16 protein-coding genes are annotated in these 15200 nt (G+C 72.3%); 8 read left to right on the forward strand and 8 right to left on the reverse strand.

Annotated features, from left to right (window positions below):
- Positions 1 to 5: 5 nt before the first annotated feature.
- From ABZ249_RS27875 to ABZ249_RS27885, 3 genes are all read left to right on the forward strand, one after another.
- Positions 6 to 1292 carry a GAF domain-containing protein gene (locus tag ABZ249_RS27875; protein WP_355268759.1) on the forward strand — a complete coding sequence of 429 codons (1287 nt, stop codon included), beginning with the start codon at positions 6 to 8 and terminating at the stop codon, positions 1290 to 1292.
- A gap of 118 nt (positions 1293 to 1410) precedes the next feature.
- Positions 1411 to 2934: an aldehyde dehydrogenase family protein gene (locus ABZ249_RS27880; protein WP_355268761.1), complete on the forward strand. Its 1524-nt coding sequence runs from the start codon at positions 1411 to 1413 to the stop codon at positions 2932 to 2934.
- The gene (locus ABZ249_RS27885; RefSeq protein WP_355268763.1) at positions 2934 to 3317 is read left to right on the forward strand and encodes a DUF779 domain-containing protein; all 384 of its coding nucleotides are present in this window, start codon (positions 2934 to 2936) and stop codon (positions 3315 to 3317) included. Before ABZ249_RS27880 ends, ABZ249_RS27885 begins: the two co-directional genes overlap by 1 nt.
- A 104-nt stretch (positions 3318 to 3421) precedes the next feature.
- Here the strand turns inward: ABZ249_RS27885 and mnhG are convergent, their stop codons facing one another.
- Genes mnhG through ABZ249_RS27915 form a run of 6 tightly spaced genes read right to left on the reverse strand, consistent with a single transcriptional unit; the run spans position 3422 to position 10193 of the window.
- Positions 3422 to 3820 (reverse strand): monovalent cation/H(+) antiporter subunit G, encoded by a 399-nt coding sequence (gene mnhG, locus ABZ249_RS27890; RefSeq protein ID WP_355268765.1) that lies wholly within the window; start codon positions 3818 to 3820, stop codon positions 3422 to 3424.
- Positions 3817 to 4155 (reverse strand): monovalent cation/H+ antiporter complex subunit F, encoded by a 339-nt coding sequence (locus tag ABZ249_RS27895; protein ID WP_220563549.1) that lies wholly within the window; start codon positions 4153 to 4155, stop codon positions 3817 to 3819. The genes mnhG and ABZ249_RS27895 overlap by 4 nt, the downstream gene beginning before the upstream one ends.
- Positions 4152 to 4757 carry a Na+/H+ antiporter subunit E gene (locus ABZ249_RS27900; protein WP_355268767.1) on the reverse strand — a complete coding sequence of 202 codons (606 nt, stop codon included), beginning with the start codon at positions 4755 to 4757 and terminating at the stop codon, positions 4152 to 4154. Before ABZ249_RS27900 ends, ABZ249_RS27895 begins: the two co-directional genes overlap by 4 nt.
- Positions 4757 to 6415, reverse strand: coding sequence for a Na+/H+ antiporter subunit D (locus tag ABZ249_RS27905; RefSeq protein WP_355268769.1), 1659 nt, complete (start codon positions 6413 to 6415; stop codon positions 4757 to 4759). Before ABZ249_RS27905 ends, ABZ249_RS27900 begins: the two co-directional genes overlap by 1 nt.
- 2 nt (positions 6416 to 6417) lie before the next feature.
- Positions 6418 to 7248, reverse strand: a complete 831-nt coding sequence (locus ABZ249_RS27910) for a Na(+)/H(+) antiporter subunit C (RefSeq protein ID WP_220563546.1) — start codon at positions 7246 to 7248, stop codon at positions 6418 to 6420.
- Positions 7245 to 10193 carry a Na+/H+ antiporter subunit A gene (locus tag ABZ249_RS27915; protein ID WP_355268805.1) on the reverse strand — a complete coding sequence of 983 codons (2949 nt, stop codon included), beginning with the start codon at positions 10191 to 10193 and terminating at the stop codon, positions 7245 to 7247. The genes ABZ249_RS27910 and ABZ249_RS27915 overlap by 4 nt, the downstream gene beginning before the upstream one ends.
- A 251-nt stretch (positions 10194 to 10444) precedes the next feature.
- On the opposite strand from ABZ249_RS27915, the gene ABZ249_RS27920 reads away from it, so the two are divergent.
- The 3 genes from ABZ249_RS27920 to ABZ249_RS27930 all read left to right on the forward strand — a co-directional run bounded on the left by ABZ249_RS27920 (position 10445) and on the right by ABZ249_RS27930 (position 12450).
- The gene (locus ABZ249_RS27920; protein WP_355268771.1) at positions 10445 to 10987 is read left to right on the forward strand and encodes a MarR family winged helix-turn-helix transcriptional regulator; all 543 of its coding nucleotides are present in this window, start codon (positions 10445 to 10447) and stop codon (positions 10985 to 10987) included.
- A gap of 204 nt (positions 10988 to 11191) precedes the next feature.
- The gene (locus ABZ249_RS27925; RefSeq protein ID WP_355268807.1) at positions 11192 to 11848 is read left to right on the forward strand and encodes an ATP-dependent Clp protease proteolytic subunit; all 657 of its coding nucleotides are present in this window, start codon (positions 11192 to 11194) and stop codon (positions 11846 to 11848) included.
- On the forward strand, positions 11845 to 12450 hold the full coding sequence (locus tag ABZ249_RS27930; protein ID WP_220563544.1) for an ATP-dependent Clp protease proteolytic subunit: 606 nt from the start codon (positions 11845 to 11847) through the stop codon (positions 12448 to 12450). Before ABZ249_RS27925 ends, ABZ249_RS27930 begins: the two co-directional genes overlap by 4 nt.
- Before the next feature lie 48 nt (positions 12451 to 12498).
- Here ABZ249_RS27930 and ABZ249_RS27935 read toward each other — a convergent pair whose 3' ends face one another.
- Positions 12499 to 12894 carry a helix-turn-helix transcriptional regulator gene (locus ABZ249_RS27935; RefSeq protein ID WP_355268773.1) on the reverse strand — a complete coding sequence of 132 codons (396 nt, stop codon included), beginning with the start codon at positions 12892 to 12894 and terminating at the stop codon, positions 12499 to 12501.
- A gap of 211 nt (positions 12895 to 13105) precedes the next feature.
- Here ABZ249_RS27935 and ABZ249_RS27940 point away from each other — a divergent pair, with 211 nt between their 5' ends.
- Both ABZ249_RS27940 and ABZ249_RS27945 read left to right on the forward strand, forming a co-directional pair.
- The gene (locus tag ABZ249_RS27940) at positions 13106 to 13738 is read left to right on the forward strand and encodes a hypothetical protein (RefSeq protein WP_355268775.1); all 633 of its coding nucleotides are present in this window, start codon (positions 13106 to 13108) and stop codon (positions 13736 to 13738) included.
- A gap of 124 nt (positions 13739 to 13862) precedes the next feature.
- Positions 13863 to 14129 (forward strand): GlsB/YeaQ/YmgE family stress response membrane protein, encoded by a 267-nt coding sequence (locus tag ABZ249_RS27945; protein WP_355268777.1) that lies wholly within the window; start codon positions 13863 to 13865, stop codon positions 14127 to 14129.
- Positions 14130 to 14170: 41 nt separating this feature from the next.
- Here ABZ249_RS27945 and ABZ249_RS27950 read toward each other — a convergent pair whose 3' ends face one another.
- Positions 14171 to 15085 (reverse strand): Gfo/Idh/MocA family oxidoreductase, encoded by a 915-nt coding sequence (locus ABZ249_RS27950; protein ID WP_355268779.1) that lies wholly within the window; start codon positions 15083 to 15085, stop codon positions 14171 to 14173.
- Between the last annotated feature and the right edge of the window lie 115 nt (positions 15086 to 15200).

Genomic DNA, 15200 nt, shown 5'->3' on the forward strand with positions numbered 1-15200 from the left:
CGCACATGTCCCGGACGTGGAACGCCTGGCCGTGGGACGCCGATCCCGACGCCGTGCGCAGGGACGTCGCGCGCGCCCACGAGGACTTCACCGGCTCCGGCCTGCTGCACGGCACCGTGCGCACGGTCGTCGGCGAATCCTGGAGGCGCAGCGCCCGCCTGGGCATCGACCCGGACGGCATCTCCCCGCGCATCGAGCTGTCCGGGCCCGCCCTGGCCGACTACCGCGAGGCCCACCCGCTGGCCGCCACCCTGCCGCTGCTGCGAAGGCTGCTGCTGGACACCGCTCCGGGACCGCAGATCGTCGCCGTCGGCGACGCCGCGGGCCGGCTGCTGTGGGTGGAGGGCGACCACCGGCTGCGCAGCAGGGCCGAGGAGATGCGCTTCGTCGAGGGCGCCAACTGGCACGAACGGTCGGCCGGCACCAACGCCCCCGGCGTCGCGCTCGCCCTGGACCACGAGGTCCAGGTGTTCGCCAGCGAGCACTTCGCCCGCAGCGTCCAGCCGTGGAGCTGCTCGGCGGCGCCCCTGCACGACCCCGACACCGGGGTGCTGCTGGGAGTCCTCGACATCACCGGCGAGGACCAGGTGGCCTCGCCCCAGGCGCTCGCCCTGGTGCGGGCCGCGGCCACCGCGGCCGAGATGGAGCTGAGGGCCCTGCGCATCTCCGGGGCGCTGCCCGGCCCGCGCCCGTCCCCGGACACCCCGGCGCGGCCGCCCGACCACCTCCTGCTGGAGGTCCTGGGCCGCGACGGCGCCCGGCTCACCGTGGACGGGCGCGCCACGGAGCTGAGCGCCCGCCACTCCGAGATCCTCCTGCTGCTGTCGTCCGCCCCGCGCGGGCTGAGCGGCGCGGCCCTGGGCGCCCGGCTGCACGAGCGCGACGGCGCCCCGGTGACGGTCCGCGCCGAGATGTCCCGGCTGCGCCGCCTGATCGGCCACGGCCTGCTGGCCTCGCGCCCCTACCGGCTGCTGCGCCCGCTGCCCACCGACGCCGACGCCGTGCGCGAGCGGCTGTCCCGCGGCGACCGGACCGGAGCCCTGCACGCCTACCGGGGGCCGGTGCTGCCCGGCTCGGAGGCGCCGGGCGTGGTCGAGATCCGCGAGGTCCTGGACGCCGAGCTGATCGGCGCGCTCGACGGGGAGAGGGACCCCCGCGCCCTGCTGGCCTGGGCCGAACACCCGGAGTGGCGCGACGACCCCCGCGTGCTGGGCGCGGTGCTGCGCTCCCTGGACCCCGGATCGCCCGGCCACGCCGCACTGCGCGGACGGCTGCGCCGCCTGGGCGCCTGAGCACGCCCCGCCGCGGCGCGACTGCAACGTGCTCGCAACGTAGGTGTGACTAGCGTCACGACCGCTGAACCCCGTTGACGGCCGCCGGGCCCCCGCCCGGCGCAGAAGGAGGCTCACCATGGTCGTGTACGCTCCCCCCGGACAGCCCGGCAGCGTCGTGGAGTACGCCCCCCGCTACGAGAACTGGATCGGCGGCGAGTGGGTCAAGCCCGTCAAGGGCCGCTACTTCGAGAACCCCGCCCCCGCCACCGGCCAGGTCTTCACCGAGGTGGCGCGCGGCACCGCCGAGGACATCGAGCTCGCCCTCGACGCCGCCCACGGGGCCGCCCCCGCCTGGGGCCGCACCTCCGCGGCCGAGCGCGCCGTGGTCCTCAACAGGATCGCCGACCGCATCGAGGAGAACCTGGAGCGCCTCGCCGTCGCCGAATCCTGGGAGAACGGCAAGCCGGTCCGCGAGTGCCTGGCCGCGGACCTGCCGCTGGCCGTCGACCACTTCCGCTACTTCGCCGGGGCCGTGCGCGCCCAGGAGGGCCACACCTCCCAGATCGACGGGGACACCGTCGCCTACCACTTCCAGGAACCGCTGGGCGTGGTCGGCCAGATCATCCCGTGGAACTTCCCGCTGCTCATGGCCACCTGGAAGCTGGCGCCCGCGCTGGCCGCGGGCAACGCCGTCGTGCTCAAGCCCGCCGAGCAGACCCCGGCGTCGATCCTGCTCCTGGCCGAGCTCATCGGCGACCTGCTGCCGCCCGGCGTGCTCAACATCGTCAACGGGTTCGGCGTGGAGGCGGGCAAGCCGCTGGCGAGCAGCCCGCGGGTGCGCAAGGTCGCCTTCACCGGCGAGACCACCACCGGGCGCCTGATCATGCAGTACGCCTCGGAGAACCTCATCCCGGTCACCCTGGAGCTGGGCGGCAAGAGCCCCAACATCTTCTTCGAGGACGTGGCCGCGGCCCGCGACTCCTACTACGACAAGGCCCAGGAGGGCTTCACGCTCTTCGCGCTCAACCAGGGCGAGGTGTGCACCTGCCCCTCCCGGGCGCTGATCCAGTCGTCCATCTACGACTCCTTCCTGGGCGACGCCCTGGAGCGGGTCGGCCGCATCAAGCAGGGCGACCCGCTGGACACCGAGACCATGGTCGGCGCCCAGGCCAGCAACGACCAGCTGGAGAAGATCCTGTCCTACATCGACATCGGCCGGCAGGAGGGCGCCAAGGTCCTCGCCGGGGGCGAGCGCGTCGACCCGGGCGGGTCCCTGTCCGGCGGGTACTACGTGGCCCCGACCGTGTTCGAGGGCGACAACACCATGCGCGTCTTCCAGGAGGAGATCTTCGGGCCGGTGGTGTCGGTGACCCGGTTCGAGGGCTACGCCGACGCGATCAAGACCGCCAACGACACCCTGTACGGCCTCGGCGCGGGCGTGTGGTCCCGCGACGGCAACACCGCCTACCGGGCGGGCCGCGACATCCAGGCGGGCCGGGTGTGGGTGAACAACTACCACGCCTACCCGGCGCACGCCGCGTTCGGCGGCTACAAGCAGTCCGGGATCGGGCGCGAGAACCACAAGATGATGCTCGACCACTACCAGCAGACCAAGAACCTGCTGGTCAGCTACTCCGACGAGGCGCTGGGGTTCTTCTGATGGACGCCGGGGCCGACGTGGAGCGGGTGGCCGTCACCGACGCGGCCGCCGCCCTGCTCCGCGAGCTGCGGGCCGAGCACGGGCCGCTGATGTTCCACCAGTCCGGCGGGTGCTGCGACGGCAGCTCGCCCATGTGCTACCCGGCCGGGGAGTTCCGCACCGGGGCCTCGGACGTGCACCTGGGCGACCTGGACCCGGGGACGCCCGAGCCGGTGCCGGTGTGGATGTCCCGCTCCCAGTTCGAACTGTGGAGCCACACCCACCTGACCATCGACGTCGTCCCTGGGCGCGGGGCGGGGTTCTCGCTGGAGGCGCCGACCGGGAACCGGTTCCTCATCCGCTCCCGGCTGATGACCGACACGGAGGCCGAGCGCCTCCCGTGACCGACCACGGCGCCGCCCGGACCGCCGTCCGGGACGGCCCGTTCCCCGAGGGGAGGGAGCGGCGGGCCCGGGGGACCACCCCCGGGCCCGTCCGCGTACGGTCCTTACTCCGCCGACCGGGCGGCGTCCTCCTCGCGCTTGCGCGCCAAGCGCTCGCCGAGTTCGTCGTGGACCAGCAGGTCCTCGCGGATGCGCCCGGTACGGTAGCCCACCCGGGCGGCGATGTGCCCGGCCACCGGGATCGTGACGATCTGGAACAGGCCCACCAGCAGCAGGGTCCCGACGTTGAACACGTTGGTCTCCTCCACCGGCACCAGGCGCAGCCCGATCCCCACCAGCACCAGCAGCATCCCCAGCACCTGCGGCTTGGCCGCGGTGTGCATCCGGGACAGCAGGTCGGGGAAGCGGATCAGGCCCACCGCGGCCACGACCGACAGCAGGGCCCCCGCCAACAGGCACAGGATCGCGATCCAGTCGAGGACCGTGACGAGTTCCTCGCTCACGGGCGCCCTCCTTCCTCGTCGGCCGACGGGGCACCCGGGACCGGGTGGACGACGTCGGTCGGGGTGGACACGTGCTCCTCCGGGCGGCGGGCGACGAACTTCGCGATGCTGATCGTCGCCACGAAGCCCACCAGCGACAGCACCATCAGGGTCGGCAGGACCGTGGGGTCGCGGTGGAACGCGGCGTAGGCGCCCAGGCCGACCAGCGCCGAGGCGAGCAGCACGTCCACCGAGAGCGCCCGGTCCAGGATGCTCGGGCCCAGCAGCAGGCGCACCATGCTCAGCAGGGACGCGAGGGCGAGCAGGACGGCGATGACGGTCCACAGGGTGTTCATGCGCTCTCCTTCCCGGAGGGCGACGCCGCCTCCAGGGCCTGGATGTCCTCACGGGTGCCGAGGGCCCGGACGAGGAGCCGTTCCAGGACCATGACGTCCCGGATCCCCGTCTCCACGCCCTCCTCGTCGGCCGCGCCCAGCACGTGGACGTACAGGATCCACTCGTCGCGCGAGACCTCGACGATGACCGTGCCCGGGATGATCGAACTGGCGATGGCGGTGCACACCAGCATCAGGTCCGACTGCGTGCGCATCGGCACGGCCACCACCGAGCTGCGCACCTCACCGGGTGAGAACACCTGGCGGGTCACCTGGAGGCTCGCCGTGAACATCTTCCCCACGACGTGCAGGACCAGGTGCGCCAGGGGGAGCGGGCGGAAGCGGAACCCCGGGACGATCGGCGGCAGCGGGAACACCAGCATGATCGCCACCGACACCAGGAAGCCCAGCACGAACAGGCCCAGCGACTCCCAGCGCCACTGGAACCCGTTGAACAGCAGCAGCCAGACCAGGGTCATGCCCAGCGCCACGGGGACCTGGACCTTGCCCAGGCGCCGCCGCAGCGCCATCGCCCCGACCTTCTTCGCGGTGCGCCGGTCCATCAGCGGTCACCTCCCAGGACGGCCTCGATGTAGGGGGTGCGGGCCAGCAGCTCCGTGGCCGCCTCCGCGGAGTAGGTGATCAGCGGGCCCGCGAACACCGTCAGGGCCAGGCCGAACACCACCAGGGCGATCGTGGCGCCGACCATGGTCTTGGGCAGGGCCACCGAGGTCACCAGGGGGGTGGACACCGTGGTCGTGCCGCCGATGCGGGAGGACGGGCCCACGGCCTCGCCCGGGCCCAGGGCCGCGGTCGAGGAGTCGTCGGCCTCGGTGTCCTCCAGCACGGTCCCGGGGTCGGCGACCTTGCCCTCGGAGGGCGCACGCCAGAACGCGTAGTTCCACACCCGGGCGATCACGTACAGGGTCAGCAGGCTGGTCAGCACCGACGCGCCCACCAGCAGGTAGGCCAGCGGGGTGCCCGCCTGCACACCGGCCTGGAGCAGGCCGATCTTGCCCAGGAAGCCCGACAGCGGCGGGATGCCGCCCAGGTTCATCGCCGGGACGAAGAACAGCACGGCCAGCAGCGGCGCGATCCGGATCAGGCCGCCCAGGTCGTCCAGGTTCGTGGACCCCCCTCGGCGCTCGATCAGACCGGTGATCAGGAACAGCGTGGTCTGCACCGTGATGTGGTGGGCGATGTAGAACACCGCGCCGGCCAGGCCCAGCTGGCTGCCCAGCCCCACCCCGAACACCATGTACCCGATATGGCTGATCAGCGTGAACGACAGCAGACGCTTGATGTCCGTCTGCGCCACGGCGCCCAGGATGCCCATGATCATGGTCGCCAGCGCCACCCACATGAGCAGGTTGTTCAGGTCCTCGCCCGGGAAGAAGAGCGTGTGCGCGCGGATGATGGCGTACACGCCGACCTTGGTGAGCAGGCCCGCGAACACCGCGGTGACCGGGGCCGGGGCCGTCGGGTAGGAGTCGGGGAGCCAGGCGGCCAGCGGGAACACCGCGGCCTTGATGCCGAACGCGAAGAGCAGCATCACCTGGAGCACGATCTTGAGGTGCCCGTCCAGCTCCGGCAGCCGCTCGGCGAGCTGGGCCATGTTGACGGTGCCGGTCGCGCCGAAGGTCAGCGCGATCGCGATGAGGAACAGCACCGACGACAGCAGGGACACCACCACGTAGATGGCGCCCGCCCGGATGCGCGACTGCGTCCCGCCCAGGGTCAGCAGCACGTAGCTGGCGGTCAGCAGGATCTCGAAGCCGACGTACAGGTTGAACAGGTCTCCGGCGAGGAAGGCGTTGGAGACGCCGGCGACCAGGATCAGGTACGTGGGCTGGTACACCGACAGCGGCGCCACCTCGGCCCGGCTGGCCATTCCCTGACCGATGGAGTACACCAGCACGGCCAGGGTGATCGCCGACGACACCGTCACCATGAGCGCGGACAGCCGGTCCGCCACCAGGGTGATGCCGATCGGCGCGTCCCAGCCGCCCACCTGCACGACCTGAGGGCCCAGGGCGTCCGCGCCGAGCATCAGGACGAACCCGACGAACAGCACGAACGTCAGCGCGATGATGCTCAGCCACTGCTGGACCTTGGGCCAGCGGCTGCCCATGGCCAGCTTGGCGCCGGCCGCGAACAGCGGCACCACCACCGGGAGCGGGATGAGGTAGTGGATGAGACCCGCGAAGTAGTCCCAGCTCATGCTCAGTCACTCCCCTGCAGGTCGCTGTCCTCGGCGCGGGCCAGGCGCTCGCGCTCGGCCCGCATGGTCTGGGCGGCCTGGCGGCGCTGGGCCCGCACGCGGCGGCGCAGCTCGCGCCACAGCTCGCGTTCGGCGGCCCGGTCGGCCCGGCGGTGCTCGCGCAGCCGCCTGCGGCCCAGGCGGATGCGTCCGCGCAGCTCCTGCACCTGGGCGGTCATGGTCTCCGCCCGGTCGCTGAGCCGGCGCATGGTCTCCTGGGACTGCTCATCGATCCCGCTCTCCTCGACCTCGACCTCGTAGCGGGCCAGCTCGGCCTGGGCGCGGGCGATCTCGGCCTTGATGCGGGCCTGCTCGGCCAGCTCCTGGGCGTCGGCCGCGGCGATGGTCGCCTGGAGCTCCGCCCGCTGGCGCCGGATGTCGGCCTTGAGGCGGCGGCGCTCGCGCACGAAGCGCCGGCGCAGCGCGCGGCGGCCCTCGCCCTGGACGATCCGGAGGTCCTCGGCGTCGTCCTGGACCTCGTCGTTGCCCTCCAGCTGCCAGCTCCGGTAGGCCATGGCGAGCAGGAACGCCGTCACCCCCAGGGTGATGACGATGGCCGTCAGGATCATCGCCTGCGGCAGCGGGTCGGTCATCTCGTGCGGTTCGCTGAACCACAGCACCGGGGGCCCGCCCATGGTCCCGGCCATGGCCAGGATCATCAGGTTGACGCCGTTGCTGAGCACGATGAAGCCGAGCAGCACCCGGCTGAGGCTGCGCTCCAGCAGGAGCACCACCCCGACCGCGACGAGCACGCCGATCAGCAGGACGAGGGTGAGGCTGGGCGAATCGTTCACGAGGTGACCTCCTCGACGGGCTCGGGGGCGCCGGGCCGGGCGGTCGCCCGGGCCCGGGCCGCGTCCCGCTCGATCTGCTCGTCGATGCGGGCGCCGAGACTGCGCAGGATGTCCAGGATCAGGCCGATGACCAGCAGGTACACCCCGATGTCGAAGAAGAGGGACACGGTGATGTGCGGCTCGCCCAGGATCCACAGGTTCACGTAGAAGTCCCCGCCTGCGAGGACCTCGTCGCCGAAGATCGCGCCGCCGATCGCGACGCCCGTGGAGATGGCCAGGCCCAGGCCGATCAGCACGCCGGGCTGCACCCACGCGGTGTTGTACAGCTCGTACCGGCCGCCCGCCAGGTACCGGACGATGAACGCCAGGCCGGCGACGATGCCGCCCGCGAAGCCGCCGCCGATCGCACCGTGCCCGGTCAGCAGCAGGTACACGGAGATCACCATGACCACCGGGAACAGGAAGCGCGAGACCACCTCGAAGATGACCGACCGGCGCTCGGTGGGCAGCGCGTCCGCGCCCGGGAGCCAGGTGTGGTTCCACTGGGGCTTGACGTGCAGGCTCGCCGGGGCCATCCGCAGCCCGCCCAGGTCGATCCGGGTCCGGCCCTCGGCGGGCTCCTGGCCCGCGGACGTGACCGACACGGCCATCACCCCGCCGGGCGCCTTGCGCGGCTGGGTGCGGCGGACGAACATCAGGCTGGCCACACCGGCGGCCGCGGCGACGAGCACGGAGATCTCGCCCATGGTGTCCCAGGCGCGGACGTCCACCAGCAGAACGGAGATGATGTTGTAGCCGCCGGCCTCCTTGGCGGCCTCCGGGTACAGCTCGGAGATCGACGTCTCCTGGCGGCCCGCCAGGGCGAACCAGGTCATGGCGGCGACCAGGGTGCCGGTGGAGACGCCGATGGCCAGGTTCCACGCCCGGCGGCCCTTGAGCGCGGGCGCCGAGAAGTGGCTGGGGAAGCGGCGCAGCACCAGGACGAAGACCACCAGGCTGACGGTCTCGACCAGGAACTGGGTGAGCGCGAGGTCCGGGGCGCCCAGCAGGTAGAACATGGCCGCCATGCCGTAACCCCCGGTGCCGACGAGGATCACCGCGAACAGGCGCCGCCGCATGAACAGGGTCAGCAGGGCGGTGGCGGCGATGATCACGGCCGGGATGACCTGGATCGGCGTGTCCCACAGGCGGACCGGCGGGTAGTCGCCGTCCCAGATGGGCTCGGTGATGACCCAGTACCCGGCCGCGACGACCAGGCTGACCAGGATGGTGCCGAGGTAGACCGGCAGCGAACCGCGCTGGGTGCTACCGGTGACCTGGAGGGCCAGGTTCTCCAGCCCGGCGAGCATCCGCCGGTAGACCCGGTCGGGGTCGACCACCGAGGCGCGGGTGCCGATCCAGACGACCGCGCTGCGGACCCGGAACAGCAGGAAGCCGCCGGCGAGGCAGACCGCGGACAGCAGCAGCGGCAGCTCGAAGCCGTGCCACAGGGCCAGGTGCGTCTCGTAGGCGCCGGGCGCGAGCGGAACGGAGTCGGCGTACAGCGCGAGCAGCGGGTCGATCCAGTGCGAGAGCGGTCCGCCGAGCAGGCTCAGGCCCGCCATCAGCGCCGCGGGGGCCAGGAACAGCGGCCCGGGGCCGTGCACCGGGGTGGGCGCCACGTCCGGCTTGTCGAAGAACGCGCCCCACAGGAAGCGCAGGGTGTAGGCGACCGTGAGCGTGGAGCCGACGACCATGCCGACGAGCACGACGGTGTCGGCGACGCCGCCCTCGTAGGCGCCGAAGGCCAGCTCCTTGGCGGCGAAGCCCAGCATGGGCGGCAGCCCGGCCATGGAGGCCAGGGCCAGCACCGACGTCCAGAAGGTGCCCGGCATGGACTTGCGCAGGCCCGACAGCTCGCGCAGGTCGCGGGTCCCGGTGCCGTGGTCGATGATGCCGACCACGAGGAACAGGGGGGCCTTGAACAGCGAGTGCGCGATGAGCATGGAGATGCCGGCCAGGGCGGCGGCCCGGGTGCCGGTGCCCAGCAGGGCGATGAGGAAGCCGAGCTGGCTGATGGTGCCGTAGGCCAGGACCAGCTTGAGGTCGTACTGGCGCAGCGCCTTCCAGCCGCCCAGGACCATGGTGAGCACGCCGAAGCCCAGGGCCATCGAGGTCCACACGGCGGAGTCGGGGAACGCCGGGGTGAGGCGGGCGACCAGGTAGACGCCCGCCTTGACCATCGCCGCCGCGTGCAGGTAGCCGGAGACCGGCGTGGGCGCGCGCATGGCGGCGGGGAGCCACAGGCTGAAGGGGAACAGGGCGGACTTGGACATCGCGCCGACCATGATCAGGCCCAGGGCCACCTCGACGAGGACGCCCTCGGGGGGAGCGGCGACGATCTCGGAGATGACGTAGGTCCCGGCGGTCTCGCCGAGCACGATCATGCCGACGAGCATGGTGAGCCCGCCGAAGGTCGTGACGGTCAGGGCCGTCATGGCCGAGCGGCGGCTCTCCTTCAGCTCCGTGCTGTGCCCGATGAGCAGGTAGGAGAAGACCGTGGTCAGCTCCCAGTACACGAACAGCTGGATGAGGTCGTCGGCCAGGACGAGGCCGAGCATGGCCCCGGCGAAGGCGACGAACACGCCCGCGAACCTGCCCAGGCCGGGCTCGGAGTCGCTGAAGTAGCGCGCGCAGTAGATCAGGATCAGGGTGCCCACACCGGCGGCGATGAGGGTCATCACCAGGCCGAGGACGTCCATGTGCAGGCCCAGCCGCAGGGAGAACGCGGGGGCCCATTCGACGGATCCGGAGAGCGCCCCGCCGCCGAGGATGGTGGGGAGCTGGAAGAGGGCCCAGACGGTGGCGGCACCGGGCACGACGGCCAGAGCGAGGAACGCGTTACGGCCCCACAGTCGGACCAGTAAGGGCGCGATCGCCGCTGCGATGAAATGCGCGATCAGCACTGTTGTCAATGCGCCCCTCCCGGATTGGTCCGGGCCCGCCCGGCGTTTCGGGCGGACGTCCGCTGCCCCCAGCAGCAGACCGATTCGCCCACAACCGGATGCGTGGACGGGGTGTCACTACGGTGTGAGGGGGCAAGGATCTACGTAACTTGTGTGCACAGGCTATTTAATAGCTAGACTACACAAACGTCAAACCACCGCGCGGACCGGACCGGCCCCGCGGTGCCCGTCCAGCCTGCGAGGAACGTTTCGTGTCCGACGAGACCCTTGAGCCCGGCGCCGAGCGGCTCTGTGCCTCCGACAGCGGCGCCGCGGCCGAGCGCACCCGCGAGTCCGAAGGTGTCGGTCCCGAGCGCCATGTCGGGCTCGAGGAGTTCCAGCGCGCCTGGACGGAGCTGATCAACGCGGCGATCCACGCCCGTTCCCGCAGCGGACACGGGCCCCGGGGAGCCGACGACCTCACCCTCACCCAGGCCCTCCTCATGGAAGCCGTCCGCGGGCTGGACAACCCCAGCGTAGGTGCGGTGGCCCAGGTGGTGGGGGTCTCCTCCCCCTCCGCCACTCGCATGATCCAACAGCTCGAACGCAAGGGCATGATGGCGCGCCGCAGGTCGGAGCGGGACGAACGGAGCACGGTGGTGGCCATCACCGAGGAGGGTGAGAAAGTGCTCGCCCACCGCCGCCGCAACATGGAGGCCAAACAGAGGCGCGTGTTCGAGGCGATCCGGCCCTCCCTGCGCCCCGTCGTCCTGGAGCTGCTACGCGATCTGCGCGAGGCCGTGGACGACGCCTGAGGGGCGGCCCGGGATATCCGGGCGTTCCTTTCCGGCCTCTCCTTCCGTTCCCATTCACCTGCCCTTACGGTCTGCCGTCGGCAGATCTGCCACAGGCCGAAACAGTGGCGGCCGTTGCGGCCCGCCGCGCAGTGTGGAGACACGGCCGGTGCGGGCGAGGGATCCGCGCCAGTGGCCGGGAAGGGAAGGGGCCACTCCATGCCGATGACCCGAACCAGGGCCGCGCACGAGGGCGAGGGCGGGGCGTTCGACGACCAGCTGTCCGCCCGCCTGCTGCGCAGCCGCATCGTGCTGCTGGGCACCCAGGTCGACGAGACCAGCGCCAACCGGGTCTGCGCGCAGATCCTGCTGCTCGCCGACGAGGACCCGCACAAGGACATCACCCTGGCCATCAACAGCCCCGGCGGCGTCGTCTCCGCCGGACTGGCCATCTACGACACCATGAACTTCGTGCCCAACGACGTGTCCACCCTGGTCATGGGGTTCGCGGCGAGCATGGGGCAGTTCCTGGCCTGCACCGGGACCCACGGCAAGCGGTACAGCCTGCCGCACGCCCGCATCATGATGCACCAGCCCTCCGGCGGGCTCGGCGGCACCGCCGCCGACATCGCGATCCAGGCCGAGAACCTGGCGCACACCAAGCAGACGATGATCCGGCTCATCGCCGAGCACACCGGGCAGAGCGAGGAGACCATCTCCCGCGACCAGCACCGGGACGCCTGGTTCACCGCGCAGGAGGCCAAGGAGTACGGGTTCGTCGACCACGTGGTCACGTCCCTGTCGGAGATCAACGGCACCGGCATCCGGCTGGGCGCGGGCGCCCCCGGGTTCGTCCGGAGCGAAGCGGAGGCCGTGCGATGAGCGGGCGCTACACGGTTCCCATGGTCGTCGAGCGCACGCCCCGGGGCGAGCGGTCCTTCGACGTGTTCAGCCGGCTGCTGTCGGAGCGGATCATCTTCCTGGGCACGCCCATCGACGACGACGTCGCCAACGTGGTGATGGCGCAGATGCTGCACCTGGACCACGAGTCCGCGGACACCGACATCCAGCTCTACATCAACTCGCCGGGCGGCTCCAACACCGCCCTCACGGCCATCTACGACACCATGCGGTTCGTCCGCGCCGACGTCGCCACGGTGTGCATGGGGCAGGCCGCGTCGGCCGCCGCGGTGCTGCTCGCCGCGGGGGCGCCCGGCAAGCGCCGGGCCCTGGAGCACGCGCGGGTGCTGCTGCACCAGCCCTCGGGGGAGGGCCAGGGGGTGGCCGCCGACCTGGAGATCCAGGCGGCGGAGATCCTGCGGGTCCGCTCCCAGGTGGAGGAGATCCTGGCCCGGCACACCGGGCAGACGCAGGAGCGGCTGCGGGCCGACACGGACCGGGACAAGATCTTCACCGCCCACCAGGCGAAGGAGTACGGGCTGGTGGACGCGGTCATCAGCACCCGGGAGGCGGTCCCGGCGTGAGCCGGGCCGGTCGGGGCCGCGCCGCGGCCCCGACCGGGCGGCGCGGGGTCAGGCGGCCAGGGACACCGACAGCACGGAGACGGAGGCCGTCGCCCGGGGCGCGGCGGCCGGGGCGTAGGAACCGGTCCGGCCGCCGAGCGGCCGCGGTATCGCCATGACCGTCTCGCGGTGGAGTTCGGCCAGCACGTCGGTGAGGGACAGCCCCAGGGAGCGGTAGACCGCGGCCAGGACCTCCGAGGACGCCTCCTTGCGACCGCGTTCGATCTCGGACAGGTACGGGAGCGAGACCTGGGCGTCCTCGGCCACCTCGCGCAGGGTCCGGCCCTGCTCGACACGGGTCCGGCGCAGCAGGCCGCCGATGAGGTCGCGCATCAGGGGCTCGGGCTCGGGGGCCCGGTCGGCGCCCCTGCGGGCCTCGTCCAGGGAGCGCAGGACATCGGTCATCGGGGCCTCCGGTCTCGTGCTCGGGATGCGCACTGGTCCTCCCCGCAGCCTACGCCCGCCGCCGCGGGCGGGGGAGGGACGTCCCCCGCCTTCTGCGGACGGCAGAACGGCGCTCCGGGGTCGGACCGTCACGGACGCGGTCTTCTCCGGCCGCCGCCGGGGTCGTTAGCCTGGTGCGGCCCGGTCGGCGGGCGCGGGAAGAGGGGGTCGGATGGGCGCGGACGACGGTGGCCGGCGGGAGCCGTCCGAACCCGGGTACGCCGGCGGTCTCGGCACCCGGCTGCGGGGGTGGATCGCCCTGTCCGTGTACGGCCTCGCCTGGGGCGCGGTCGCGCTCTTCCTGCTCGCGGGCTCGCTGGCGGGCGGCCTGGACATGGGCCCCGGCGAGGTGTCGGGCTTCGTACTGCTGTGCCTGGCGCTGGGGCCGCTGCTGCTGTGGGCCGTGGTCAAGCCGCTGTGCGCGCTGGGCCGCGGGCTGTCCGCGCGGGTCGGCGGGCACCGGGTGCTGTGGGCTCTGTTCCTGAGCGTGCTCGCGACGGCCGCCCTGGCCTGGGGCATCGGCGCCGGCCGGGGGACGGACGCCGTCGTGGGGGCCGCGGTGCTCGGAACGCTCACGCTGGCACCGTTCACCGTCGTCTACGCCGCCCTGCGCCCGGCCGGCCCGGTGCGCCGCTCCCCGGTGGGCAAGTGGCTGTTGGCGGCCCTGCTCGCGTTCACCGGCCTGGGAGACCTGTGGGGCAGGGGCGGGATCGAGCCCACGCACCGGCGGTCCGATCTCGACGGGAACGGGAACCTCCGCGACGCCCGGTTCGACCCCGACCGGCCGCCGCCGCGCTGGGGCTGATTCCTCCTTGGGGAAGAAGGATTACCGCCAACCAGGCATAAAAGGTTCTTTTCCTTCGGGCTTGTGACGGATTCGTCGCTCTGAGAGAGGGAACGGTGGGGGTGTCCGACCCTTGGGAGGGACATTGGAGATCACCGGAATCATCAGTGCGATCGTCGTGGGTCTGATCATCGGAGCCCTCGGCAGACTCGTCGTCCCGGGCAAGCAGCACCTGCCCATCTGGCTGACGCTGATCCTGGGCATCGTGGCGGCCTTCATCGGCGGTTGGATCGCCAGCTTCTTCACGACCATGTGGCTCATCGTCCTGATCGTCCAGATCCTGGTCGCGGCCGGGATCATCTACCTCGCAGACGGGATGTACGCCAAGAACGCCAGGGGGGCCGCCCCCTAGCCGGAGGGCGACCCCGATCTTTTCCGCTCGGGCCGCCGGGGCTACCCGGCGGCCCTCGGCACGTCCACCGTCCGGCCCTCGCGCAGGGCGGTCTCGGCGGCCTCCAGGACCGCGACCACCTCGCGGCCGAACCGCACGTCCAGAGGATCGCCGGGAGCCCCCTCCACCTGGGCGGCCAGCCGGTCGACCGCCACCTGGAAGGCCTCCACCGCGGACCTGTCACCATTCGGCACCTCGGCCCGGCCCGCCTCGCCGAACAGGACCACCTCGAAGCCCTGCGCCTTCTCCGGGGCGTCCAGGGTGACCGAGAACGTGCCCACGGCACCGCTCCGGTGGCGGGTGAGCAGGTGGACGGTGTCATTGGGGCCGGCCATCGCGGCCACGGCCTCCACCGGCCCCAGCACCGGCAGCACCACCGACAGCACGTGCGGGCCCACGTCCCACAGGCCGCCCTTCTCCCTGCGCCACGGGGAGGCGCCGTAGGGGTTCCCCGGACGGAAGATCGACGCGAACAGCGTCGCCCGCACCCCCTGCCAGCCGCCCCGCTCCGCGGATTCGCGCACGAAGGCGTCGATCCCGTCGGAGAAGCGGTTGGTGAAGAACACCACCGAGGCCAGCCCGCGCGCCTCGACCTCGGCGACGACCGCGTCGGCGGCCTCCGTGGTGAGCGCCAGCGGCTTGTCCAGCAGCAGGTGCTTTCCGGCGCGGGCCGCCCGCAGCGCCAGGTCCGCCTGCACGTCCGGCGGCAGCGCCACGGCCACGGCGTCCACGTCCTCCAGCAGCGCGTCGAGGTCGGCGTAGGCCCGCGCGCCGTACCGGGCGGCGACCTTCTCCGCCTTCTCCGGGGCCCGGCCCCAGACCCCCACCAGCTCCGCCCCCGGGTGGGCGGCCAGCGCCGCCGCCTGTGTCTCGGCCGCCCAGTGGCCGGTGCCCAGCAGCCCGAACCTCAGACCCATGTGTCGCTCCTTCGTCCGTCTCGTGGCCGTCCGCCCATTCTTCCTGGAAGCGCTCCCATGGCGCGGGGCGGGGTCCAGGCCGCCGGATCGGCGGATAATGAGGGGTCGGATACCC

This window comes from Nocardiopsis sp. NPDC006139 (genome assembly GCF_040614155.1).
Taxonomy (GTDB): Bacteria; Actinomycetota; Actinomycetes; order Streptosporangiales; family Streptosporangiaceae; genus Nocardiopsis; species Nocardiopsis changdeensis.

Bases quoted from the DNA above. Each gene is read 5' to 3' on its own strand.
- ABZ249_RS27875 (WP_355268759.1), top strand. From the start codon at position 6: ATGTCCCGGACGTGGAACGCCTGGCCGTGGGACGCCGATCCCGACGCC.
- ABZ249_RS27880 (WP_355268761.1), top strand. From the start codon at position 1,411: ATGGTCGTGTACGCTCCCCCCGGACAGCCCGGCAGCGTCGTGGAGTAC.
- ABZ249_RS27885 (WP_355268763.1), top strand. From the start codon at position 2,934: ATGGACGCCGGGGCCGACGTGGAGCGGGTGGCCGTCACCGACGCGGCC.
- ABZ249_RS27895 (WP_220563549.1), bottom strand. From the start codon at position 4,155: ATGAACACCCTGTGGACCGTCATCGCCGTCCTGCTCGCCCTCGCGTCC.
- ABZ249_RS27900 (WP_355268767.1), bottom strand. From the start codon at position 4,757: ATGGACCGGCGCACCGCGAAGAAGGTCGGGGCGATGGCGCTGCGGCGG.
- ABZ249_RS27905 (WP_355268769.1), bottom strand. From the start codon at position 6,415: ATGAGCTGGGACTACTTCGCGGGTCTCATCCACTACCTCATCCCGCTC.
- ABZ249_RS27925 (WP_355268807.1), top strand. From the start codon at position 11,192: ATGACCCGAACCAGGGCCGCGCACGAGGGCGAGGGCGGGGCGTTCGAC.
- ABZ249_RS27930 (WP_220563544.1), top strand. From the start codon at position 11,845: ATGAGCGGGCGCTACACGGTTCCCATGGTCGTCGAGCGCACGCCCCGG.
- ABZ249_RS27935 (WP_355268773.1), bottom strand. From the start codon at position 12,894: ATGACCGATGTCCTGCGCTCCCTGGACGAGGCCCGCAGGGGCGCCGAC.
- ABZ249_RS27940 (WP_355268775.1), top strand. From the start codon at position 13,106: ATGGGCGCGGACGACGGTGGCCGGCGGGAGCCGTCCGAACCCGGGTAC.
- ABZ249_RS27950 (WP_355268779.1), bottom strand. From the start codon at position 15,085: ATGGGTCTGAGGTTCGGGCTGCTGGGCACCGGCCACTGGGCGGCCGAG.